The 23,213-nt window shown below is 43.2% G+C and carries 21 protein-coding genes and 1 riboswitch; of the genes, 9 read left to right on the forward strand and 12 right to left on the reverse strand.

The genetic code is table 11. From position 1 onward, the window contains the following. Positions 1 to 40 precede the first annotated feature (40 nt). The 4 genes from INP83_RS15205 to mqnE all read right to left on the reverse strand — a co-directional run bounded on the left by INP83_RS15205 (position 41) and on the right by mqnE (position 3,556). Complete coding sequence (locus INP83_RS15205; RefSeq protein WP_219124931.1) at positions 41 to 847, reverse strand: SDR family oxidoreductase; 807 nt, start codon at positions 845 to 847, stop codon at positions 41 to 43. A gap of 50 nt (positions 848 to 897) precedes the next feature. Continuing rightward, positions 898 to 1,641, reverse strand: coding sequence for a menaquinone biosynthetic enzyme MqnA/MqnD family protein (locus tag INP83_RS15210; protein ID WP_219124932.1), 744 nt, complete (start codon positions 1,639 to 1,641; stop codon positions 898 to 900). Positions 1,642 to 1,651: 10 nt separating this feature from the next. Then, positions 1,652 to 2,278, reverse strand: coding sequence for a histidine phosphatase family protein (locus INP83_RS15215; RefSeq protein ID WP_219124933.1), 627 nt, complete (start codon positions 2,276 to 2,278; stop codon positions 1,652 to 1,654). A gap of 84 nt (positions 2,279 to 2,362) precedes the next feature. Further along, complete coding sequence (gene mqnE, locus INP83_RS15220; protein ID WP_219124934.1) at positions 2,363 to 3,556, reverse strand: aminofutalosine synthase MqnE; 1,194 nt, start codon at positions 3,554 to 3,556, stop codon at positions 2,363 to 2,365. A 193-nt stretch (positions 3,557 to 3,749) separates the two neighbouring features. On the opposite strand from mqnE, the gene INP83_RS15225 reads away from it, so the two are divergent. The 5 genes from INP83_RS15225 to INP83_RS15245 all read left to right on the forward strand — a co-directional run bounded on the left by INP83_RS15225 (position 3,750) and on the right by INP83_RS15245 (position 10,357). Further along, entirely contained in the window at positions 3,750 to 4,865 is a 1,116-nt protein-coding gene (locus INP83_RS15225) for a PLP-dependent aspartate aminotransferase family protein (RefSeq protein ID WP_219124935.1), read from the forward strand. 131 nt (positions 4,866 to 4,996) lie between these two features. Next, positions 4,997 to 5,109: riboswitch (SAM riboswitch) on the forward strand. A gap of 234 nt (positions 5,110 to 5,343) precedes the next feature. Next, complete coding sequence (locus INP83_RS15230; protein WP_219124936.1) at positions 5,344 to 6,657, forward strand: O-acetylhomoserine aminocarboxypropyltransferase/cysteine synthase family protein; 1,314 nt, start codon at positions 5,344 to 5,346, stop codon at positions 6,655 to 6,657. Between the two features lie 88 nt (positions 6,658 to 6,745). Then, positions 6,746 to 7,801 (forward strand): homoserine O-acetyltransferase, encoded by a 1,056-nt coding sequence (metX, locus tag INP83_RS15235; protein ID WP_219124937.1) that lies wholly within the window; start codon positions 6,746 to 6,748, stop codon positions 7,799 to 7,801. Beyond that, complete coding sequence (locus INP83_RS15240; RefSeq protein ID WP_219124938.1) at positions 7,801 to 9,036, forward strand: homoserine dehydrogenase; 1,236 nt, start codon at positions 7,801 to 7,803, stop codon at positions 9,034 to 9,036. Before metX ends, INP83_RS15240 begins: the two co-directional genes overlap by 1 nt. 109 nt (positions 9,037 to 9,145) lie before the next feature. Beyond that, complete coding sequence (locus INP83_RS15245) at positions 9,146 to 10,357, forward strand: glycosyltransferase family 87 protein (RefSeq protein WP_219124939.1); 1,212 nt, start codon at positions 9,146 to 9,148, stop codon at positions 10,355 to 10,357. A 70-nt stretch (positions 10,358 to 10,427) separates the two neighbouring features. On the opposite strand, the gene INP83_RS15250 is transcribed toward INP83_RS15245, so the two are convergent. From INP83_RS15250 to INP83_RS15260, 3 genes are read right to left on the reverse strand one after another with little or no spacing between them, the layout of a single operon-like run. Further along, a complete protein-coding gene (locus INP83_RS15250; protein WP_219124940.1) occupies positions 10,428 to 11,966 on the reverse strand; it encodes a dihydrolipoamide acetyltransferase family protein in 1,539 nt (512 codons plus the stop codon). Between the two features lie 44 nt (positions 11,967 to 12,010). Further along, on the reverse strand, positions 12,011 to 13,258 hold the full coding sequence (locus INP83_RS15255) for a competence/damage-inducible protein A (RefSeq protein ID WP_146271161.1): 1,248 nt from the start codon (positions 13,256 to 13,258) through the stop codon (positions 12,011 to 12,013). A 1-nt stretch (position 13,259) separates the two neighbouring features. Then, the gene (locus INP83_RS15260; RefSeq protein ID WP_255563165.1) at positions 13,260 to 15,950 is read right to left on the reverse strand and encodes a putative LPS assembly protein LptD; all 2,691 of its coding nucleotides are present in this window, start codon (positions 15,948 to 15,950) and stop codon (positions 13,260 to 13,262) included. A 103-nt stretch (positions 15,951 to 16,053) separates the two neighbouring features. Between INP83_RS15260 and INP83_RS15265 the strand changes: the two genes are divergently transcribed. Both INP83_RS15265 and INP83_RS15270 read left to right on the forward strand, forming a co-directional pair. Next, positions 16,054 to 16,980, forward strand: a complete 927-nt coding sequence (locus tag INP83_RS15265; protein WP_219124942.1) for an N-acetylmuramoyl-L-alanine amidase — start codon at positions 16,054 to 16,056, stop codon at positions 16,978 to 16,980. Positions 16,981 to 17,003: 23 nt separating this feature from the next. Next, positions 17,004 to 17,948, forward strand: a complete 945-nt coding sequence (locus tag INP83_RS15270; protein ID WP_219124943.1) for an MlaD family protein — start codon at positions 17,004 to 17,006, stop codon at positions 17,946 to 17,948. A 107-nt stretch (positions 17,949 to 18,055) separates the two neighbouring features. Here the strand turns inward: INP83_RS15270 and INP83_RS15275 are convergent, their stop codons facing one another. From INP83_RS15275 to INP83_RS15290, 4 genes are all read right to left on the reverse strand, one after another. Then, positions 18,056 to 18,973 (reverse strand): ribonuclease Z, encoded by a 918-nt coding sequence (locus tag INP83_RS15275; RefSeq protein ID WP_219124944.1) that lies wholly within the window; start codon positions 18,971 to 18,973, stop codon positions 18,056 to 18,058. Between the two features lie 19 nt (positions 18,974 to 18,992). Continuing rightward, entirely contained in the window at positions 18,993 to 19,370 is a 378-nt protein-coding gene (locus tag INP83_RS15280; RefSeq protein WP_146271151.1) for an STAS domain-containing protein, read from the reverse strand. A 54-nt stretch (positions 19,371 to 19,424) separates the two neighbouring features. Continuing rightward, a complete protein-coding gene (locus INP83_RS15285) occupies positions 19,425 to 20,369 on the reverse strand; it encodes a phosphoribosylaminoimidazolesuccinocarboxamide synthase (protein WP_146271149.1) in 945 nt (314 codons plus the stop codon). A gap of 87 nt (positions 20,370 to 20,456) precedes the next feature. Further along, complete coding sequence (locus tag INP83_RS15290; RefSeq protein ID WP_219124945.1) at positions 20,457 to 21,422, reverse strand: PhoH family protein; 966 nt, start codon at positions 21,420 to 21,422, stop codon at positions 20,457 to 20,459. Positions 21,423 to 21,525: 103 nt separating this feature from the next. Here INP83_RS15290 and INP83_RS15295 point away from each other — a divergent pair, with 103 nt between their 5' ends. Further along, positions 21,526 to 22,302, forward strand: coding sequence for an S-adenosyl-l-methionine hydroxide adenosyltransferase family protein (locus INP83_RS15295; protein ID WP_146271145.1), 777 nt, complete (start codon positions 21,526 to 21,528; stop codon positions 22,300 to 22,302). Here the strand turns inward: INP83_RS15295 and INP83_RS15300 are convergent. Further along, positions 22,286 to 22,495 (reverse strand): hypothetical protein, encoded by a 210-nt coding sequence (locus tag INP83_RS15300; RefSeq protein ID WP_219124946.1) that lies wholly within the window; start codon positions 22,493 to 22,495, stop codon positions 22,286 to 22,288. The two genes, INP83_RS15295 and INP83_RS15300, sit on opposite strands and share 17 nt — an antisense overlap. 161 nt (positions 22,496 to 22,656) lie before the next feature. Between INP83_RS15300 and INP83_RS15305 the strand changes: the two genes are divergently transcribed. Then, positions 22,657 to 23,196, forward strand: coding sequence for a hypothetical protein (locus INP83_RS15305; RefSeq protein WP_219124947.1), 540 nt, complete (start codon positions 22,657 to 22,659; stop codon positions 23,194 to 23,196). The last annotated feature ends 17 nt before the right edge of the window (positions 23,197 to 23,213 follow it).

Genomic DNA, 23,213 nt, shown 5'->3' on the forward strand with positions numbered 1-23,213 from the left:
TACTGATCTATTTTCTGACAAAACCCTGACAAAACAACTATCATCCATTATCGGCGAAACCCGGATACAAGGTCATACCACCGTCTGAAAACACTGTTGTGCCCGTAATGTAGTCTGCGTCATCAGATGCCAGCCATGCGGCTAACCTTCCTATATCATCCGGCTGGCCAATACGATTGTATGGAATCAAGGTAAGTAGTTTCTCCAGTGCCTTTGGCGTTTCCCACGCCTCTTTATTTATAGGCGTTTGAATAGCCCCCGGGCCTATGCCTACTACGCGGATCTTTTGGGGAGCCAGTTCCTGCGCTATGCTTTTCATGAAGAGATTTACACCACCTTTACTTGCGGCATAATTAACGTGCCCTGCCCACGGTATAACCTCATGCACGCTGCTCATGCAAATGATCTTTCCGGCTGCCTTGCTGATGCCTTCCCTTATCCCCTGCTGTATAAATAATTTAGCTGCCTCGCGGGAGCATAAGAACTGGCCGGTAAGATTTATGCTGATAACTGTGTTCCAGTCTTCTAAAGACATATCAACAAACTTGGCATCCTTTTGCAAGCCGGCATTGTTTACCAAAATGTCTAATGAACCAAAAGCATTAAGATGTTGCGCAAACATATTTTGCACATCGTGCTCTTTGCTTACATCTGCCTTAACAGCAATCGCTTTGCTGCCGATGCTTTTTATTTCTTCAACAACTTCGTTAGCGTGTTGCAGGTTATGATTATAGTTAACGGTAACGTTGGCGCCTGCTTCTGCCAGGGCTAATGCAACGCCCTTACCAATACCACTATCACCGCCGGTTACTATTGCCGATTGGCCTTTGAGTTTTTGTATTTCCATCCTGTAAAATAAAGGCGCATGGATGGACTATTGTTTGATGAAACTGAATTTTAAAGTGCCTTTATGTAATCCAGGAACATATAGAGAGCTTTACGCTTGTCTTCCGTTAGGTCAAAATCAAGCTTGTGCATCAGGTAATCTTCCAGGTCAAAATCTGCACGGTGAGGCAGTTGCTTTAACAAGTCTGTACGATGTGCCAATCCATGGCGCAAAGCCTGGTTAAAATCTTTTACAAATTCTTCAGGGATCGGTTTATTAGCTATCCACGCGGCAAATACAAAGGGTAATCCGGTAAATTTCTTCCACTCACCTGCAAGGTCATATACATATTTGTATTGCTCGGCCTTACCGAAAGTGCGGTCGCCTATCAATACAAAAGCGGTTTTATCATCTGCAGGTGAAGCATAATCAGGCGCATTGGTAACCAGTTGCGGTTGTACTTTCCAGTAGTTTTTTAGCAACACCTTTGCAAGGTTATTCGAGCTGCGAGACTCAGGGTCTAACTGAACGGTTTCAACTTCCTCTATAGGACAATTACTAAAAATAAATACCGAGTTGACCGGCCCGTTGGCGCCGATACAGTAATTAGAGATAATGTGCCACTCAGGTAAATTTAAGGTCGCTGCAACAGGAATTAAGCCGATGTCAACTTTTCCATCTATGAGCTTTTGCGCACAATCTGATGGCATATCAAGGCTTAGGTCTATTTGTTCTTTAATTTCTGAGTGTTGCAGTCCGTATAAAAAGGGTTTGGTGTTAGTGTAATTAACAGCCGATATTTTGATCTTGTCCACTATTAAATTCCTATTTCTGTTTTAGATGGAGCGCGTTGTTTGCATCAACAATGGTAAACTTGCTGCCATCATAAGTTAGTTTGTAAAGCACCAGGTTTTGGTGCGGGAAGGTATCCATTTGCGTTAAAGGCTGTTCGGTTAAAATGCACATCAACAAGCGCAGCGCACGCCCATGCATACATATTAAAACGGTTTTTTCCTCAGGATGACTCATGATCACATCCATCGCTTCGCGCTGGCGTATCTCAACTTCATTGGGGCTTTCGCCGCCTTCAAATTTAGAATCGAGTTTACCGTCGAGCCAGTCGCGCATTAAGTTGAGAAACGCAGCTTTACTTTCCGGTGTTGCGGGTTGCCCTTCCTGTACACCCCATGCCAGCTCATCCAATCCGCTCAGTTTCTCAAATGGGATCCCTTTATCAATAAAAGGCTGGATGCTTTGTTGTGTGCGTTTAAGTTTTGATATGTAAATTTTATCAAAAGGAACATCTTTATAAGCAGCGTAAAATTGCTGCGCCTGCAGTTGGCCCTCTTCGTTCAGATCAGTGTCGCGGCCGCGGCCTTGTACAATTCCCAATCTGTTTAACTCGGTTTGCCCGTGGCGTACAATATAAAGTGTTTTTTGAATGTCGTTCATTTGTTCATCAGTTCAGTAGTTCACTGGTAACTCAACAGTTCAAACTTGTTTACTAATAAACCAATGAACCATTGAACCAATTAACTAATTAATAACCGGCAGTTTGTAATAACTTGGTTTTGCCGTTTCCTCAAATTGAAAGTCTTTATAGTCGGTAACTACATTATATAATGTATCACGTTCTATCGGATGGCGGCCAATGTGCTTTATCAGTTCTACCAGTTCCTTAGTACTCATTGCCGGGTGCTGCTCTTCTGCGCCAGCCATTGAATATATTTTGGTGGTATCATCAAGTGTACCGTCAATATCATCTACGCCAAAATTTAGTGATAACTGTGCAGTGGTTCTGCTGATCATTGCCCAATAAGCTTTGATGTGGTCAAAGTTATCAAGGTAGATACGTGCAATAGCATAGTTCCGTAAATCTTCCACAACGGTTGACTCCGGCACATTACTCATCTGGTTATCCTGGTTACGGAACTTAAGCGGAATAAATGTTTGAAAGCCACCCGTACGGTCTTGTAGTTGGCGCAGCTGCTCCATATGGTCAACACGGTGCCAGAACTTTTCAATGTGGCCGTACAGCATGGTTGCGTTTGAACGCATGCCCAATTTATGCCACTCCTCATGTATAGCCAACCATTGGTCGCCGGTACATTTATCTTTAGCAATCAGGTCGCGAACTTCGGGATGGAAGATCTCCGCGCCACCGCCCGGTATCGATTCAAGGCCGGCATCTTTCATCATCTTCATACCCGTAGCGTAATCAATTTTGGCTTTTTTGAAGATGTAATGATATTCAACCGGGGTTAGTGCCTTAACGTGCAGATCTGGCCTGTGGGCCTTTATCCTGCTGAATAATTCGCTGTAAAAAGGAACGTCATACTGTGGCAATACACCGCCTACAATGTGCACTTCGGTAACCGGCTGGTCGTCGTATTTTTTTACGATGTCCAGCATTTCTTCCATAGTGTATTCCCAACCATCGGCGCGTTGTTTCAACAAGCGGGAGTAAGAGCAAAACTTGCAATCGTAAACGCAAAGGTTGGTTGGCTCAATGTGAAAATTACGGTTAAAGTAGGTTTTATCACCGTGCTTTTGTTCGCGTATGTAGTTAGCCAGTACGCCTAAATAACCTAATTCGGCCTTTTCGTAAAGTAGTACTCCCTCATCAAAACTTATACGCTGGTTATGAAGTACCTTCTCGGCTATATCTTTTAGTTCGGGTAAAAGTTGAAGATCATTGATCAACACCCGTAAATTATCTGATACTTCCATGTTGGAAAAATATTTGGGCAAATGTAGTAAAATACCACATTCTATTAACGATTTGTGCGTATCAACAGATGTTTAAACATTCAACTATGACAATGACGTTACATAGGCTTTACAGTGGTAACGATTTTAATTTGTTTTGCCATAATTGCGTTTTTCTTGGTTATTTAGCAAAGTACTGATAACACATACTAGCATGAATATAGAAACCATTGCCATACACGGCGGAAACCACATAGACACTAAAACTAAAGCAGTTGTGCAGCCAATTGTTATGGCTACAACCTTTGAGCGCGATGCCGATGGGGGCTTTTCCTCCGGTTATCAGTACAGTCGCTCAGCTAACCCAAACCGTGATGCGTTAGAAAAGGTTTTGGCGAAGTTAGATCAAGGGGTTGAAGCTGCTGCTTTTTCATCCGGCAACGCGGCGGGTATGGCCGTTTTTCAATCCCTTGAGCCTGGTAGCCACATTATTGCGCCTGATGACATGTACCACGGATTACGCAACCAGCTAAAGCAGCTTTTTGCCGGCATCCTGGAATTTGACTTTGTTGATGTAAATAACGAAGAAACGCTAAGGTCACATATTAAAACAAATACCCGGCTGATATGGGTTGAAACACCATCAAACCCGCTGCTTAAGATCACCGATATAAAAAAGGTGGTTGCCATAGCCCGCGAACACGATATCAAAGTGGTATGTGACAACACCTTTGCAACACCGATATGCCAGCAACCCCTAACACTTGGTGCCGATGTTGTGATGCACTCTACCACCAAATATTTTGGCGGCCATAGCGATCTGATGGGCGGCGCGTTGATCACTGCTGAAAAAACAGATTGGTGGGAAAAGATCCGAAATGTGCAAACCATGGGTGGCGCCATACCCTCTCCAATGGATTGCTACTATTTGGTTCGCAGCATTAAAACGCTTCCGTATCGTGTAAAAGGCCATGTACATAATGCGCAGCTTTTGGCAACTTTCTTAGAAAATCATGCGGCGGTTGAGCAGGTCATGTATCCGGGCTCAACTTCGCACCCGCAGTATAGCGTGGCAAAAGAACAAATGACACTGCCAGGTGCAATGATGTCCTTTACGCTAAAAGGCGGCGAAGAAGAAGCGAAAAAGGTAATCAATTCCTTAAAGATTTTTACGCAGGCAACGAGTTTAGGCGGCGTTGAAAGTTTAATAGAACACCGCGCATCTGTTGAAGGGCCGGATACCAAAACACCATTTAATCTACTGCGGGTCTCTGTTGGTTTAGAGCATATTGATGATCTGATTGCTGATCTGGAGCAGGCTATGGCTTGATTTTCGCACTCACGTAATCTTTATTTTTCAATTATTTAAAAATTTTATTTGGAAGATACTTTCCTATTGCCCTATATTTGAAACAATATTTGGTAGCAATACCATGATCAATTTTCCCTCACACGGATTTTGATTTATAAAGAAGCGGCGAGAGATCAGGCTCTGAGAACCGCTGGCAACCCTGCAAGGTGCAGAAGGTGCCAATTCCTGTCCCGGAAAATAATTTACCCGGGGGATATAAATTAATAGTCATGAAAAGTCTGATTTATTTAGCCCAACAAAACACATCGCAAACCCAATCGGGTACGTTTACTGTATACAACCCTGCTAATGGCTGTATTTGTATGTGTTGCTGCTGCTGTTGATGCAGTACACGTTCCCTTTTTCTGTTTCCTGAAAAATACGTGTCACCCTGCTTAGGATAGTTCTATCCGCACGCCAGTTAATCTCAGTTTAAATCAACTTAAAAAATACTACCATGTCTGCACTAAAATTTGAAACCCTACAATTACACGCCGGTCAGGAAGTAGATCCTACCACCAGGTCACGCGCAGTTCCTTTGTATCAAACCACGTCTTACGTATTTAACAACGCCGAGCATGGTGCCAACCTTTTTGCTTTAAAGGAATTTGGCAACATCTATACCCGTTTGATGAACCCGACAACTGATGTTTTTGAGAAACGCATTGCCGCTCTTGAAGGTGGTGTAGCGGCCTTAGCAACAGCATCAGGCCAGGCGGCTCAGTTCATTGCTTTAAATAATATCCTGCAAGCCGGCGACAACTTTGTTACCTCGCCGTATTTGTATGGAGGCACCTATAACCAGTTTAAGGTAGCTTTTAAACGCCTTGGTATAGAAGTACGTTTTGCCGAGGATGATACCGCCGAAAATCTTGAAAAACACATCGATGCTAAAACCAAAGCCATTTATGTAGAAACAATCGGCAACCCCGGTTTCAACATTCCTGACTTTGATCAAGTAGCGGCATTGGCAAAAAAGCATGATCTGCCGCTGATTGTAGATAATACTTTTGCAGCCGGTGGCTACCTGGTCCGCCCGTTACAACACGGTGCCAACATCGTTGTGGAGTCTACAACCAAATGGATAAATGGCCACGGCACCAGCATTGGGGGTGTAATTGTTGATGGCGGTAATTACAACTGGGGTAACGGTAAATTCCCGCAATTTACCGAGCCGAGCGAAGGCTATCATGGACTGATATTCAATGACGTGTTTGGAATCAATGGCCCTTTTGGTAACATCAACTTCATCATTCGTGCCCGTGTGGAAGGCTTGCGTGATTTTGGCCCTTCGCAATCACCATTCAATTCCTGGTTAAACATCCAAGGACTGGAAACTCTGTCATTAAGAGTACAACGCCATGTAGATAATGCACTTGAGTTAGCTAAATGGTTGGAGCGACATCCGCAAGTAGAAAAAGTGAACTACCCGGGACTGGAATCGTCACCAAACCACACCAACGCTAAAAAATATCTGAAGAATGGCTTTGGCGCTGTGTTGTCTTTTGAAGTAAAAGGCGGGCAGGAAAATGCGTCGGCCGTTATCGATAACCTTAAATTGGTTAGTCATTTAGCTAATGTAGGCGATTCAAAAACATTAATTATACAACCATCAGTAACTACGCACCAACAACTGAGCGATGCCGAGCAGTTATCTGCCGGTGTTACCCCTGCCCTGCTGCGCGTTGCCGTTGGTATTGAACATATAGATGATATTAAAGCCGATTTTGAGCAGGCATTTGTCAAGATCGGTCAGTTAGCATATGCATAAAGACCTTTTAATAGTTTTTTAGTTTTTAAGTGATAGTTGTAGAGAGTGGTTGCCAGGCAGCCGCTCCTCTATAACTGAAAAAGAAGAAATGAGTACACAAACCTTTACTTATACAGGGACTTTCGAACTTGAATCGGGCCGTAAACTACAAGGTATTGAAGTAGGTTACAATACTTACGGTACCCTCAACAAAAACCGGGATAATGTAGTGTGGGTATGCCATGCCCTCACTGCAAATTCCGATGTTTTCGACTGGTGGAAAGGCCTGTTTGGCCCAGAAGACCATTTTAACCCTGATGAATATTTTATTATTTGTGCTAATGTTCTGGGTTCGCCATATGGAACAGTTAACCCGCTAAGCAACAACCCGGCAACCGGTCAACCCTATTTTTTGGCATTTCCGGAATATACCATCAGGGATATTGTAAAAGCTCACCAGTTACTGGCTGACCATTTAGCTATCGATAAGATAGAAATATTATTGGGTGGCTCTTTAGGCGGCCAGCAAGCATTGGAGTGGAGCATTATTGAGCAGGATCGTATCAAGAACCTGATATTGATCGCCACCAATGCCAACCACTCACCATGGGGCATTGCGTTTAACGAATCGCAACGTTTGGCCATCAACGCCGACCGTACCTTCCAGGCAGGTAGTATAGATGGCGGTGCAAAGGGATTAAAAGCAGCCAGAAGTATCGCGCTCCTATCCTACCGTAATTACAAAACTTACGGCATTACTCAACATGAAGACAGCGACGAGATACCCGAGAGCTTTAAAGCAGCAAGCTATCAAAACTACCAGGGACAAAAACTTGTGAACCGTTTTAATGCTTACAGCTACTGGTTTTTGTCAAAAGCGATGGATTCGCACAACGTTGGCCGTGGCCGTGGTGGAGTTGATAAAGCTTTGGGCCTGGTAAAGGCGCGCACTTTGGTAATTGGCATCAAGTCAGACGTATTGTTCCCTATTGAGGAACAGCAATACCTATTCAGGCATATACCTAAATCGGCTTTTGCCGAATTAGACTCGTTTTATGGTCACGATGGTTTCCTGATAGAGACCGAAGACCTTACAAAGGTGATCACATCCTTCCTGAAAACGGATGTAAAGGGAAAAATTATTGAATTACAAAAAATAGCTTAATGAGCAAAAAACTTACCATTGGTCTCTTCGGCTTCGGCGTTGTGGGCCAGGGACTGTACGATATCATCAAAACAAAGAACCTTAACCTGGAGATCGTAAAGATTGCCATCAAAAACCCTGAGAAAGACCGTTCTTTACCAAAAGAGTTATTCACTACAGACAGGGACGATATATTGAACAACCCTGAAATTAATACGGTTGTTGAATTGATAAATGATACTGAGGCGGCCTTTGAGATCGTATCTCGTGCTCTAAGCTCAGGCAAGAACGTGGTTTCGGCAAGTAAAAAAATGATCGCCACTTACCTGGACGAGCTGATAGCCTTGCAGCAAAAGCACGGAACATCGTTGTTATATGAAGGCTCTGTTTGCGGCAGTATCCCTATCATTCGTAACCTGGAAGAGTATTACGATAACGAATTGCTGCATTCCATAAGCGGCATTTTTAATGGCTCATCAAATTACATCCTATCAAAAGGTTTTATAGAAGGGCTTGATTATTCAACAGCCTTAAAGCAAGCGCAAGATCTCGGCTTTGCCGAAACGGACCCAACCATGGATGTTGGCGGTTTTGATGCTAAATACAAACTCATCATTGCCGCTGCGCATGCCTATGGAGTGGTTATAGATCCTAAAGATGTACTGAACGTTGGTATCCAGAATTTATCTGCGAAAGACCTGCAGTATGCACGCGAAAAGAACCTGAAAATTAAGCTGGTGCCGGTTGCTAAAGAACTGGATGACCGCCACGTAACCCTTTTTGTATTACCAAAGTTTGTTACCGAAAGCGAGTTCCTTTACAATGTAGAGCATGAGTACAACGGTGTAACAGTGCAAGCCGCCTTTGCCGATCAGCAATTCTTTTTTGGTAAAGGTGCCGGGGGCCACCCAACCGGTTCAGCGGTACTTTCAGACATTGCAGCCTTGCGATATAACTATGCTTACGAATACAAGAAAGCCAAAGCAGATAATAACCGCTTGCAATTCACCAACAATGTAGATATCAATATCTACCTGCGTTATGATGATGAAGCTTTGGTTGATGCTTTAGAATTTGAACACATCCACGAACGTTTCTACTCAGGCAGTTACAAGTTTGTTATCGGCAAGATCAATCTGCAAAAATTGATCGACAATCAACAGCAAATAGCCGATAGCGGGGCCTTTGTTGCCTTTGCCGACCAGCTATCCGGCGTGAAGCTTGCTAATGCCAAACTGCAGGAAGCAGAAGCATAAATTTTAGATCACTCCTTTAAATTAAAGCCGTTCCGGGAAACCGGGATGGCTTTTTTATTGAAATGATGATTGCAATGAAATGATTAATTTCGCGGCAAGCTTTATATAGATGACCCTTTTAAGAAAAACCCTGTTTAACCGCACCTTTGTGGTGGTGTTGTTGTTCGGCCTGAGTTTGTTTGCTGTAGCAAAAGATATTATCGCCCATCCAGAGAACACCGAAACCACCCATAATAACTATATTATATATAAGCATAACTTTTTAAACCTCATCCATCAGCATACTTTGTTTGGCCCCGAACCGCAATATTATTTTGACCTTAACCACTATGGGCCGGTATTTGGTTTAATAATGGCACCTTTTGCTTTGTTGCCCAACCAAGTAGGCGTTATACTTTGGGTACTTTTTTTAACCTGGGTTACCTATTATGCCATTATAAAACTGCCTTTAAATAATTTCCAAAAAACAATCATTCTTTTGCTTAACGTAAATGCCATGATGGGATCATCCGGTAATGTGCAGGTAAACCCTTTGATCGCTTCATTAGTAATATTCAGCTTTTTACTTATCAGAAACCAAAAGGATTTTTGGGCGGCGTTGATGATCGTTATCGGTACCGCTATTAAACTTTACGGGATAGTCGGGCTTGCGTTCTTCTTCTTTTCAGACAATAAATTGAGGCTGATACTTGGGCTGGTGTTCTGGTCTGTGGTATTGTTTATTTTGCCTATGGCGGTATCATCACCGGGTTACATCATTCAAACTTACAAAGACTGGTTGCCCGATCTGCAAGCAAAAAACGCAGCCAACTTAGTTTCATACCGAGGAAACGTTAGCGTAATGGGGATGATAGCTAAGATCTTTAACGCCCAAGGCATCTCAAACCTGTATACACTTATACCGGCGTTGCTTTTATTCGGCGCATCAATGCTTAGGATAAAATACTGGCGCAATAAGCAATACCAGTTATTGCTGTTAGCATCAGTACTGGTGTTTACGGTAATTTTCAGCACCGGATCTGAGCCTCCAACTTATGTAATTGCTTTTATAGGCTTCGGTATCTGGTACGTAAATCTTAAACGCCCAATTACCGGCTTCGAGCGATTCGTTTTTATTTTTACACTGTTACTGACGGGTTTTGGCGGGTCTGATCTTTTCCCGCCTGATATCCGCAAGAACTATATCGTTAAATATGCTTTAATGGCTTTGCCGGCATTTATACTTTGGCTTAAGATTGTCCATGAAATGCTCACCCGCAAATTTGATGAGGAAACGGAAGAGAATGTTTTACAGCTGAAACCAGTTGCAGCAAATGCTTAAAATAACAAAGGCTTCCTTTCGGGAAGCCTTTTCTGTAGAACTCACAATTTAAATTAACTATATTCCTGTACTATAAACTCCTGTTTGGGTCCCAATTTTCAAGGTAGTGGGCTACCCTGCTCACAAATGAGCCGCCTAAGGCACCATCAACCACGCGATGGTCATAGGATAAAGAAAGGAACATCATGTGCCTGATGGCTATGGCATCACCTTGCGGAGTTTCAATAACCGCAGGCTTTTTCTTAATAGCACCAACTGCCAGTATAGCCACTTGAGGCTGGTTGATGATTGGCGTACCCATAACGTTACCGAAAGAACCTACGTTGGTTAACGTAAATGTTCCGTCGCGTACATCATCGGGCTGCAACTTATTACCACGTGCACGGTTAGCCAGGTCATTAACCGCCTTTGTTATTCCAAGCAAGCTAAGCTCGTCGGCCTTTTTAATAACCGGCACAATAAGATTACCACTTGGTAAGGCTGTGGCCATGCTAATGTTGATATCCTTTTTCTTGATGATCTGCGTACCGTTAACAGATACGTTGATCATCGGAAAATCTTTGATAGCCTTTACCACAGCTTCAATAAATATAGGGGTAAACGTGATCTTCTCACCTTCGCGTTTTTCAAACGAGTTTTTGATCTTATCGCGCCACATTACCAATTCGGTAACGTCGGCCTCAACAAAAGAGGTTACGTGTGGCGATGTGTGCTTACTATGCACCATGTGCTCAGCAATAAGCTTACGCATGCGGTCCATCTCTATGATCTCGTGCCCTCCGGATACAGAAGTTGCCGGTGCTGATGCCTGCTCAGCTTTTGGCGTTTCGGCCGCTGGTTGAGGTGCTTGGGTTTTCGGCACCTGCTGATGCGGAGAGGCAAAAATAGGCTCAGGCTTTGCTTGAGATGCTTGAGTTTGTTCCGCAGGCACTTGCGGGGCCTCAGGTGCGGTTTGCTGTGCAATAAAATTCTGGGTCGACTGGCTTTTGGCGCCGCGTTGTTGTATGTAATCTAACAGGTCATCCTTGGTAAGGCGCCCTTCGGCACCTGTACCCGCTATACGGTCAAGCTCATCGTTGTTGATACCTTCCTGGATAGCGATATTTTTTACGAGAGGAGAATAGAAACGATTTTCGTATTTGATGCCATCGTTAGCTTTTGGCGCTGTTGCTTCTTTTTGCTCAAGCTGGTCTAATCCAGGTATAGCATTAGCTTGTTGGGCTGCAGCTTCCTCCGCATTATTTTCTTGCGGTGCTTCTGCTTTGTCCGGCTGATGAGTTTCTGATGTTTGTGGTTCTTGAATTGCTTGCGATGCAGGCTGTTCGGCCTCGGCAGGGGCCGGAGCAGCGGCCGTTTCTTCTTCTGCGGCGTCTGTTTCTATTAAAGCTATTACAGATCCAACCTGTACTACATCATCCTCTTTGTAAAGCTGCTCGATCAATTTTCCAGATACCGGAGATGGCACTTCAGAGTCCACCTTATCGGTAGCGATCTCCATAACTGCCTCATCTGCTTCAATATAATCGCCTGGTTTTTTATTCCATTTAATTATTGTTGCCTCTGCAACACTTTCCCCCATTTTCGGCAATAACAATTGGTATTTGGCCATAAGTAAAACTGTATATCAGTGACCAAATTTAGGGAAATGAAAGGTTAAGTTGTAGTTTCTTTTATTAAAGTATTCAACATAAAAAATGCGCTCACGGCACTTCTTTCAATGTTTTGTAAACGCTTGTTACCAAATGTGAATTTCTTTGTCACAGTTTTATTTGCATTTGCCACCGCTATCCATACGGTACCTACGGGCTTCTCTTCAGAACCCCCGCCGGGCCCTGCAATCCCGGTGATTGCAACCGCATAATCAGACTTAAACTGGCGTAATGCACCCTCAACCATTTCAATAACAGTCTGTTCGCTTACCGCGCCAAACTGGTAGAGAGTTTCTTCCTTTACACCAAGGATATGCTGTTTAAGATCATTTGCATAGCTTACCAAGCCGCCCAAATAAACGGCCGATGAGCCTGCATGCTGGGTAAGTAAATGCGATACATATCCGCCGGTACAGCTCTCAGCCAGGCTTAGCGTTAAACCGCGCGAAGCCATCTCATCAAGGATAACCTTTTCTATCGGCTTATCTTCCTGGGCTATCACATTAACACCTACCCGTTCAACAATCTGTGCAGCAAACACATCAATCTCTTTTTTCAGCGCTGCCTCATCTTCACCATCACCACTCAAACGCAGGCGCACCTGCCCCATTTTAGGTAAATAGGCCAGCTTGATATGAGGCGGCAAACTACTTTCAATATCTGATATCTTTTCAGCAAGGTATGATTCTCCCTCGCCGGCCGTCAATATTGTTTTATGGACTATGGATGGCAGTTTTAAGGTTTGTTTCAGTTTTGGCACAACCTGGTCCTGCATCATGTATTGCATCTCAAACGGCACGCCCGGCATTGATACATATATTTTACCATCCTCATTAAACCACATACCCGGTGCAGTACCATTATGGTTCAATATCACCTCGCAATTTTGCGGTACTTGCGCCTGCATACGGTTCACATCAAGCATTGGGCGGTTGTAGCGCTTAAATATATTCAGCACATTGGTTAATGCATCCTCATTTAAAACAAGCGGCACACCAAAGTATTGCGCAAGTGTCTGTTTAGTTATATCGTCTTTGGTTGGGCCAAGGCCACCGGTTATTAAAATAATGTCAACTCGTTCTGCTGCTTCCGCAAAGGCTTTCAAAATGTGTTCCCTGTTATCAGATACTGACGATATCTGTTTAACTCTTATACCCTCGCTGTTTAGCAACTGCGCCATCCAGGCAGAATTGGTATCAACAATCTGTCCTATTAAAATTTCGTCGCCAATGGTAATAATTTCTGCCAGCATATTAGTTAAAGCCCGGGTTGTTGGTGTAATCGCTGCGTTTGCTCAATTTAAGGTCCTGCAAAATGGTTGATTTAACCTTTAAGGTTACATTGTACGATTTATAGAAACCAAAAGGTAACCAGTTGATAGACAGGTCCCAGCAATGCAGGTCGCGGTAAATTGCAAATGATGTTGCATCAGATAGCTTACCTGCCTTTATATCGTAGGTAGTATTGTACTGTATCTTCCATTTTTGCGTAATACTCACATCGCCGCTTATCATCAGGGTATTTGCAGTAGTGGAGCCAGAATAGTTATTAGCGTAGTTGTAACTGTAGTTAAGCGAAATATTCCAGGGTACATTAAAATCGATATAAGCACCGGGGTCACCATTCATAAGTGCTAATCGCTGGGCTTGATCAGCAGACATGGTTTGCATAGATGTTCCCACAGGCATCGGTGCTTTCTTAGGCGAAAAAGACGATGAGTTTAAACTGCTGCTCATGGAGAATGTAAACTGCCTTAGCGTAGGGAACCTACCATCCTGCCAGGTATAACGGTTTATTTGCCTGATATACTTTTGTATCTGGCCACCTGAAATGGAATCGCGAACGAGTGTTACGTAAGGGTCGAAACTACCGCTGAAGCTCAGATTTACTTTTTGGTTCAGAATAGAAGTATGCCCATTAAAGTTGATCGGCGAAAGCTTCAACGAGTCGGCTGCAAAGTTGTAAAAAGTTGAAAAAGTTAAACCCTGCAAAATGGGGATCTTTTTGGGCGTACCCGTTGTATCAGTACTTTTAGGTTTAACCTTTGCCTCAATGGTGTTATCGAGCGAGAAATTAAGACCTGCTTGCTTGCCGGGACTTGGCCCTCCGTAAGGTAAACCATCAAATATGGAATAACGGGTTGCGTAGTAGGGATATGGCACTGTTGCGCTGCTTACTGCCGTGCGATAGTATCCATAGCTTGGATCGCCAAAATCAGGACGGTAGGCAAAACTTATGGACGGCGTGGTAATGTGCCTTATAGCTTGTATATTACCTTTTTTGAACGGAACGGTACCATAAAGTTTAGTGGAGAAACCTGCACTAAAACTATATTCACCAGCGCGGTTAAAACCCGGAACAGTGTCCCTTATTTGATTGACCTGCCCCGCGCTTGAGCCCCTATCCAGTCTTATCCGGGTGCTTTGTAGATACCAGCGCTCGATGTAATTTATACTTGTATTAAATTGGAAAAATTTAGCCAGCGTGGTGTTAAACGCAATAGGAATGGTATGCTGCATACCGTTCTGCAAACGTTTAGTAAATGTGTTTGATTTAAATAGTTCAGATTCCGGGATATTATTCAGTCTGTTGGTTGCCTGCAAGCTGTAACCAACTGTGATTTTTTCATACCACCTTTGATTAACGCTTTCCGGGTTTTTAAACGGACTTAGCGTAGCCATGTTGAAGCTAAGTGTTGGCAATTCCAGGTTAACGGTTTTGGCAGCAAGATCCTGGCTGTGGCCTAAGCTGATATTTAAGTTGAAAGGCGAATTTGCCCAGGTTTTGCCGTAGTTAATACTCGACCGTAAGCTGTTTTGTGTAAGCGCCTGTACGTTAAAATTACTCTGGTTTACGCTATTTGAATAAAATGTTGATGTACCGGCATTTACCGAAGCGCTAAAGGTAGTCCCCGGATTAGCGTTAGGGTCTTGTGAGTGCGTCCAGGTGATATTAAAATCCTTTGCAGCCGGGTCGCCGGGCAGACCATAATTGTGCGAACCATATGCAAGCGTTAAGCTGCCACCGTATTTATAACGTTTTAAATAGCGCGCATTGGTATTGATCTCGTACGAGCCCCTGGAATAAATGGTGGCCATTGTGGTAAGGTCAATATTATCATTGATAGCCATGTAATATCCCAGATTTCGCAGGAAGAAACCTAATTTTTGATCCTCACCAAACGACGGCAAAATAACTCCGGATGACCTTGAGTCGGGTTTTGGGAAAAAACCGAATGGCAAACCTATTGGCAACGGAACACCGGCAATTTCCAGGTAGGCCGGCCCGGATATGATGCGTTTCTTTTCACCGATACCTTTGGTGATCACAATACCGAAGTGTGTGTCAGGATAAGGCAGGTTACAGGTACTGAATATGACATTACGGTACGCAACTTCGTTTTCATTTAAACGTTTTGCCTGCCCGCCAGATATGAAGTTTCCCTCCTGCTCTGATGCCGGGTTCCATATCTTTACCTTTTTGGTTTTATAATCAAACAGCAGGGAGTCTGATGCTACCGGCTTTTCGTTTTTTGACTTTGACAATGGCCTGCCTACATAGCGCTTTGTCCTGGGGTCAATTGCACCCCTGGCAAATATGAGGTGGGTTTTCTCGTTAACACGGATGTATTCGGCATCCAGCTCAAAATCCTCGTAGGTAACGCGTGCCTTACCGTACAGATAAGTGATCTTGTTTTCGTTATCTACAAAGGTGGAATCCTCGGCAACAGATTTTACAATAGACTTTAAACCGCCGGCACCTGGGGTGGTGTCTTGTCTGGTATTAAGCTGCCCTGCCGATGCGCCGGGCCTATTATTTTTATTTTTATTGGCCTTGTCTTTTTTATCGAGCCTAAGCAGGCGCCTGTCTCGTATCGAATCAAGTTTTATAATAGTATCCCTTACAGTTACATTATGATGCCCTCTTTTTGCAGACGCCATCATGTTAACTATTAAAACAAGCGCAAATAGAAAAAAAAGCCTTACTAATTTCAAAATTGATTATGAATACTATTTTTGCACGGTACAGTTAACAGCCCCAAACATAATGAAAAATAAACTATTGAACAGGCTGAAAAATGCTATTTGTAGTGCGCCTGCGCTACTAATTTGCTTATCAGCGTTTTCATTTAATGCTATGGCCTCCGCAGAAAGTCACTTAACCGACACTGTTACCAACGGCTTTAAATTGCGCACAGTAATAGTAGACGCCGGCCACGGCGTTAAGCCAGAGAACGCTCCCAAAGGACACTATTCAAGAGGTGCAGATGGCTCATTTTCTAACGAAAGAAATGTAACGTTAGCCATTGCTTTAAAATTGCAGAAAGCTATAGAAAAAGATATCACCGGTGTAAAAGCAGTTTTAACCCGATCTACAGAAGATGATGTCTCCTTTGAACGCCGGGCCCAGATAGCAAACGAGAACAAGGGAAACCTTTTTATCTCAATCCACTGTAACTCTCTGCCGGATAGGGTTATCCGCGAGCGCGTTGGCGGTACTGCCCGCCGGCCAAAATATCGTACAGTGCGGGTGCCTGATAGATCAGGAAAGGGCACTTTGTTTTTAATATATGCCCTTAAAAGATCTACGGAGGCTGAGAATGAGATAAAGGCCAACCAGGTAGAGGGAGAAAGTGACCTTGGTGATGCCCTTGACCCGGATGATCCGGTGGTTGTGATACTAACAAACGAGTATAAACGGCGTTTTCGCAAGCAAAGTGTAAATATTGCAAACTTAATTAACGATGAGATTGTTCAGGTTGACGGAAGGCGAAGTGAAGGCTTACGCGGACAGAGCATTTATGTGCTTTGCCATGCTGCAATGCCGTCTGTACTGGTTGAGACAGGATACATCAACAACCCGGAGGATGAAGAGTATTTGAATTCTGAAGTCGGGCAAACAGAAATAGTCAACTCGATAGTACGCGCTATTACGAAATACAAAAACCAGATGGAAGGAACTGGTACTAATTAATTTGATACACATCTACCACACACATGAAAATAACTAACGAAACAAAAATAGGTGCACTTACCGCTGTAGCTATAACGATACTGATATTGGGTTACAGCTTCCTTAAAGGCAACGACGTTTTTTCGGGATCCAATAAATTTTACGCCATTTACCGCAGCGTTGAAGGTTTAACCTTGTCTAAACCCATTCTGGTGAACGGTTTCCAGATAGGCCGCGTATCTAAAATGGAATTACAGCCCGATGGCCGTACCATTGTAGAATTTAAAGTTGATAAAAAATACAACGTACCGGATAACACTTTGGCTAAACTTCAAAGTACAGACCTTTTGGGCGGCAAAGCCATAGTTTTCGAATTAGGCAACAGCCCTAAGCCAGCTGAGGATCAGGACACTTTACGGGCCGATATACAAGGCAGCCTTGCAGAAAGCCTGCAGCCTATCCAAAAGAAGGCTGAGGTACTGATCTCAAAGGTAGATTCTGCACTTGCTTCTATCAACCATATCATGAACCCGCGTTTCCAGGCAAATGTTGACCGTAGCTTTGCCAGCATTGCTAACTCCCTGCAAACACTTGAAGGAACCACCAAAAAAATAGATGCGCTTGTTGGTGCACAAACAAGTCACATCAACGGTATCATGACCAACGCCGAGGCTGTGTCCACCAATTTAAAGACAAGTACAGCCAAGCTTAACGGCATCTCTTCTAATTTTGAACGGTTCAGCAATGATCTGGCTAATTCAAATATAAAAGGCACTTTAGACAATGCCAATAAAGCCACCGCTGATCTGAGCGCTACTATGGCCAAAATAAATAGCAACAATGGTTCTTTAGGGTTATTGATGAATGATACCAAGATGTACGATAATCTTAATAGTGCATCTGCAAACCTGAATAACCTGTTTATCGATATCAAAGCCCACCCAAGCCGTTACGTACACTTCTCGGTATTTGGTAAAAAGGGAGATTGATATTAGTTAATTGAAGATTAGATATTAGAGGTTAGGATGAAAATTCTAACCTTTTTTATTTCAGTTCTTAAGACTAATCTTTAATCAACCAATCGCTGGTCACTATTTCATTCACTTATCACAAAAGTCTTCCCTTCTACAGCAAGTTCGGTATTGGTAAAAACGGATTGCGTTTCTTCGAGGATCTCGTTGAGGGTTTTGTAACGTGCAGAGAAATGCCCTATCAATAGCCTTTCTGCTTTTGTGATATTAGCTATCTCGCCGGCCTGCAGTGCAGTAGTATGGTGCGTTTGATTGGCCCTATCCAGCATATCGTGCATAAAGGTTGCTTCATGGTAAAGCAGGGTTGCACCGCTAATCTGCTTAAAGTATTTTTCGTTGTACTTGGTGTCAGATACGTAAGCGTATGATTTTGGCGATGCAGGCGCAGTGGTTATATCATCGTTCTTGTATGTGGTGCCATCGGGTGCTTCGTAATCAGCCCCGCGTTTAATAGCGGTATAATATGGCACGGGTATGCCTATTTCCTCAACGCGTTCTTTGATCAGTTTACGTAAACGTTTTTTCTGTTTAAATAGAAACCCGGTGGTTGGTATCCGATGATCAAGCGGTATGGTTTCTACACACACATCCTGGTTCTCAAATATCAGCGACCTTTGCGTAGCATCAGTAAAAACGTATTCAATATTGTAATTCAGCGTAGTCTCTGAATATCTGAGTTGTATCTCAATGATGTCTTTTAAAGGCTCGGGGCAAAATAACTTAAGCGACTTTTTGCGGCCGTTAAGATGCATTGATGATAATAAACCAACAAGGCCAAGATAATGATCGCCATGAAGATGGCTGATAAAGATATGGTCGATACGGCTTGGTTTAACATCAAACCGCAGCATTTGCTGTTGGGTACCTTCAGCGCAGTCAACCAGGTAAAGCTTATCGTTTACGTTAACTACCTGCGCTGTAGGGTTGCGGTTAAAAATGGGAGTTGCAGAGCTGCTGCCCAGTATCGTTACTTCGAATTTCATACCGGGGAAACAAACTGTACTATTTAACTTCTTTCTTCAATTCGCGCTCTATCTCTTCCATAAAGATCAGGTCGATGCCTTCTTCGCAGGTTGGTACTATTGAAAGTACGCTATCTAATTGCGAAATGGTGATCAATCGAGATACAGCATCATTAAGGCCGCAAAGGATAAATGAACCGGTTGAGTTTTTGCACAACCTATGGCCTACCAGTAAACTGCTTAAGCCCGACGAATCTGCAAACTTAACCTGTGATAGGTCAAGAATGATGTTGCGTTGTCCTTCAGTATTGATCAAGATCAACTCTGATTTTAACTGCGGAGTAACCAACGAGTTCAGCTTTGATTCATTCAACTTAATCATTACGTACTTCTCGTGCTTGTCAACCGTAAATTTCATTTGTATTATATTATGAAGGCTAAGATATGATAATTTTATCGCTTAATAAAAACTTTACATTGACGCTAAAGCATTGCTAATAGCTTTTTCTACCCTGCCAATTACATCAGCCTGGTCGCTTTTTATAAAGCTCTCGCCGGTTATCTGTTCATACAGTTCAATGTACCTTTCGGATATCGAATAAACTATTTCTCTGGTCATTTTAGGCACCTGCTGGCCCTCTTTGCCCTGAAATCCGTTCTCGATTAGCCATTTTCTAACAAACTCCTTTGAAAGTTGTTTTTGAGCTTCTCCATTTGCCTGGCGCTCACGGTAGCCATCAGCATAAAAATAACGTGATGAATCAGGCGTGTGGATCTCATCTATGAGGTAAATGGTGTCTCCTACCTTGCCAAACTCATACTTGGTATCAACCAATATAAGTCCCTGGTCTGCAGCTATTTCCGTTCCTCTCTTAAACAAGGCACGGGTATATTCTTCCAATTGATTGTAGTCAGCTTCGCTTACAACGCCTCGTTTTAAGATTTCTTCACGAGAGATGTCCTCATCATGCCCAACCGCGGCTTTTGTTGTAGGTGTGATGATCGGCTCAGGCAGTATATCGTTTTCCTTTAAGCCCTCCGGCAGTTGTACACCGCAAACTTCTCTTCTGCCTGCAGCATACTCACGAGCAGCATGGCCGGCCAGGTAGCCGCGTATAACCATTTCTACCTTAAACGGCTCGCAAATGCGGCCAATAGTAACGCTTGGGTCCGGCACCGATACCACCCAGTTAGGTACAATGTCTGAAGTAGCTTCTAAAAATTTGGCAGCGATCTGGTTCAACACCTGCCCTTTGTAAGGGATAGGCTCAGGCAGTACCACGTCAAATGCAGAAATGCGATCAGTAACCACCATTGCCAGGTACTGGTCTTTTATCGTATATACATCGCGGACCTTACCTTTATAAAAATTGGTTTGCCCTTCAAAATTAAAATGAGTTTCTTTTATAGCGTTCATGTGTTTCAGTACTGAGTAGCGAGTATCAAGTATCAAGTATTCGAAATTTCTCGATACTTGATACTAATTACCTGATACTAAATAAATCTACTGTATATCCCCGTAAGCTTCCAGGATGCGTTTCACCAGTTTGTGGCGCACAACGTCTTCTCCGCTCAGGTAAACAATATCAATTCCTTTTATGTCGGTTAAAATACGCAGCGCGGTGTATAATCCCGATTGCTGTTTTTTGGGTAAGTCAATCTGTGTTACGTCCCCAGTTACAATAAACTTGGCTGATGGCCCCATACGCGTCAGGAACATCTTTAACTGCATGTCTGTGGCATTTTGTGCCTCATCCAATATCACAAAGCAATTATCAAGCGTACGGCCGCGCATAAATGCTAACGGTGCTATCTCTATGGTACGGTTCTCCAGGTAAAGCTTCAGCTTTTCGGCAGGTATCATATCATCAAGCGCATCGTAAAGCGGGCGCAGGTATGGGTCTATTTTTTCCTTTAAGTCGCCGGGTAAAAAACCAAGGTTCTCCCCTGCCTCAACAGCCGGGCGGGTTAGGATAATGCGTTTGATCTCTTTGTTCTTAAGCGCACGTACCGCCAATGCAACGGCAGTATAGGTTTTACCCGTACCAGCAGGGCCAATAGCAAAAAGTATATCGCTTTTGGCAAGGCTATCAACCATGCGGCGTTGGTTTGGCGTGCGCGCCCTTACCATAATGCCGTTAGGGCCAAAAACAATTACCTCGCTGTTGGCAAACTTATCGGTACCACCTTCGGCTGGGATGGCGGTGTTTGCAGATGGTTTGGCGCCAAGTATCCGTTCTACGTCGTTTACGTTAAGGCTTTCATATTTTTCAACATGCTGCATCAGCGCGTTAAATTTATCCTGAAAAGTGTTTAATTCGTTTTCGTCGCCCAGTACTTTTACCTCACTGCCGCGCGCAACTATTTTAAGCTTAGGATATTGCTTTTTTATGATCTCGAAGTGATCGTTAGATGGGCCCCACAAAACCGCCGGATCTATTTGTTCGATTGATAATTTTAGCTCGTTCAATACTTCGTGTTTTTTGTTCAGTTGCGAAATTTTATGAATTAAAAATTGAATATTTGCACCTTTAATTACTCTACAAGATTAGCAATAAATATTTATAATATTAATGGCAATTATAACATTAACTACTGATTTGGGCGATAAAGATATTTATCAGGCTGCCCTTAAAGGTAGTATTTATAAGTTGCTGCCAACTGTAAATATTGTAGATATTTCTAACAATGTACCGGCCTTTAATGTTCAGCAAGCTGCCTTTATTTTAAAAAATAGTTACCACTACTTTCCGGATGGTACCGTGCACCTTATAGGTATTGATACTGTGTATAGTACGTACACCCGTTACCTGGCCATTGAACACAATAATCACTTTTTTGTGGGGGCCGATAATGGCATCTTCTCGCTGATGTTTGACGATAAGGTTAACGAGGTTGTGGAAATTAACATTATGCAGGATCTCAAGTTCCTGCACTTTCCACTGGCTGATATTTTTGTAAAAGCCGCCTGCCACCTGGCAAACGGCGGATCATTGGCCCAGATAGGTTTGCCGGTGCCGGACGTAGAAAATAAAATGAACCTGCAGCCGGTGATAGAAAAAAACCTGATCAAAGGCGTGGTTATATATATAGACGCTTTCCAGAACGTTATAACCAATATCACCAAAGAGTTTTTTAACCGGGTACAGCAAGGCCGAAGGTTTGTGCTTTACTTTAAACGTAATGAAACCATAAACCAATTAAGCTGGCATTACAATGAAGTACCCGAAGGAGAAAAACTTTGCCTTTTTGGCATTAGCGACCACCTGGAGATCGCCATAAACAAAGGCAACGCCAGCGGCCTGCTTGGCTTAAATCTGGGAGATAGCGTAATTATTGATTTTCAGTAGCGCGCATTGTTTTCCTGTAGGAGGCAAGCCTGTTCAGGGCAATTATTTCCATACCTATACCAACGCCTATCAGCGCCCCTCTGGCAAAATCCGGTAATGTTGCAAACCGGCTAAGAAACAGCGTAAGGGAAATGATCAGCAGCCCGGCCAATAAAAAATAACTGATTTTTTTGGGAAGTGATATAATATTCATGGTCATGAATTTTGATTGGTAGTTATACGCTAAATATACTTATGGTTAGCGAGGTTATGAGAATAAATTGTTTTGTTAAGGCAATAGCCGGTAGGCTTGCCTGGCCTGGATGTGGTGATAATATAATTATTAATTTTGAGTAGTACTTATCCGTTTAGCGTATGAAAAATCTGTTATTCGCCGGCTTTATGCTGTTGTTTGCTGCCGGTATTTTTGCCCAGCCCAATCCGGATTCTGTTGTTTACGTACAGCAACGTAATAAAATAAACGCCATGCTTGCCGATAGGCGTGCAAAGTTTGGTCAGTATGATACCAGCCTTACCAAACGAAGCGGCATTTTTGGTATGCAAACCAAAGGCGATGTAAAGCGATCTAACGAGATATTGATGGATATAGCCGAAACCGATGATGAGATATTTACCGAACTCAAAAAGCTATTCGATTACAACAATAATCAGCTCAAATTCAGCAAGTTTCAACGTCTGCAAACTGAGAATAATTTAAAGGATGCAGAAAAAAGCCGGATAGCGTATTTGAATAGCATCAGCACCTTGCGCCAACAGAACGACAGTTTAAAAGTGAAGGTAAAACAACTGGAAACAGCCGGTCAAAAAAAGCAGGGAATACTGATTGTGGTTAGCGTTATCCTTTTTGCGTCAATTTTAGCACTGTTAATCGTTAAACGGAAAACAAAGGCGTAGTTTTGCCCCTTTGTACA

Source organism: Mucilaginibacter sp. 21P, from assembly GCF_019331605.1.
Classification (GTDB): domain Bacteria; phylum Bacteroidota; class Bacteroidia; order Sphingobacteriales; family Sphingobacteriaceae; genus Mucilaginibacter; species Mucilaginibacter achroorhodeus.

Bases quoted from the DNA above. Each gene is read 5' to 3' on its own strand.
- INP83_RS15250 (WP_219124940.1), bottom strand. From the start codon at position 11,966: ATGGCCAAATACCAATTGTTATTGCCGAAAATGGGGGAAAGTGTTGCA.
- metX (WP_219124937.1), top strand. From the start codon at position 6,746: ATGAGTACACAAACCTTTACTTATACAGGGACTTTCGAACTTGAATCG.
- INP83_RS15215 (WP_219124933.1), bottom strand. From the start codon at position 2,278: ATGAACGACATTCAAAAAACACTTTATATTGTACGCCACGGGCAAACC.
- INP83_RS15245 (WP_219124939.1), top strand. From the start codon at position 9,146: ATGACCCTTTTAAGAAAAACCCTGTTTAACCGCACCTTTGTGGTGGTG.
- INP83_RS15295 (WP_146271145.1), top strand. From the start codon at position 21,526: ATGGCAATTATAACATTAACTACTGATTTGGGCGATAAAGATATTTAT.
- INP83_RS15255 (WP_146271161.1), bottom strand. From the start codon at position 13,258: ATGCTGGCAGAAATTATTACCATTGGCGACGAAATTTTAATAGGACAG.
- INP83_RS15275 (WP_219124944.1), bottom strand. From the start codon at position 18,973: ATGAAATTCGAAGTAACGATACTGGGCAGCAGCTCTGCAACTCCCATT.
- INP83_RS15205 (WP_219124931.1), bottom strand. From the start codon at position 847: ATGGAAATACAAAAACTCAAAGGCCAATCGGCAATAGTAACCGGCGGT.
- INP83_RS15305 (WP_219124947.1), top strand. From the start codon at position 22,657: ATGAAAAATCTGTTATTCGCCGGCTTTATGCTGTTGTTTGCTGCCGGT.
- INP83_RS15280 (WP_146271151.1), bottom strand. From the start codon at position 19,370: ATGAAATTTACGGTTGACAAGCACGAGAAGTACGTAATGATTAAGTTG.
- INP83_RS15300 (WP_219124946.1), bottom strand. From the start codon at position 22,495: ATGAATATTATATCACTTCCCAAAAAAATCAGTTATTTTTTATTGGCC.
- INP83_RS15240 (WP_219124938.1), top strand. From the start codon at position 7,801: ATGAGCAAAAAACTTACCATTGGTCTCTTCGGCTTCGGCGTTGTGGGC.
- INP83_RS15260 (WP_255563165.1), bottom strand. From the start codon at position 15,950: ATGATGGCGTCTGCAAAAAGAGGGCATCATAATGTAACTGTAAGGGAT.
- mqnE (WP_219124934.1), bottom strand. From the start codon at position 3,556: ATGGAAGTATCAGATAATTTACGGGTGTTGATCAATGATCTTCAACTT.
- INP83_RS15270 (WP_219124943.1), top strand. From the start codon at position 17,004: ATGAAAATAACTAACGAAACAAAAATAGGTGCACTTACCGCTGTAGCT.
- INP83_RS15225 (WP_219124935.1), top strand. From the start codon at position 3,750: ATGAATATAGAAACCATTGCCATACACGGCGGAAACCACATAGACACT.
- INP83_RS15265 (WP_219124942.1), top strand. From the start codon at position 16,054: ATGAAAAATAAACTATTGAACAGGCTGAAAAATGCTATTTGTAGTGCG.
- INP83_RS15230 (WP_219124936.1), top strand. From the start codon at position 5,344: ATGTCTGCACTAAAATTTGAAACCCTACAATTACACGCCGGTCAGGAA.
- INP83_RS15285 (WP_146271149.1), bottom strand. From the start codon at position 20,369: ATGAACGCTATAAAAGAAACTCATTTTAATTTTGAAGGGCAAACCAAT.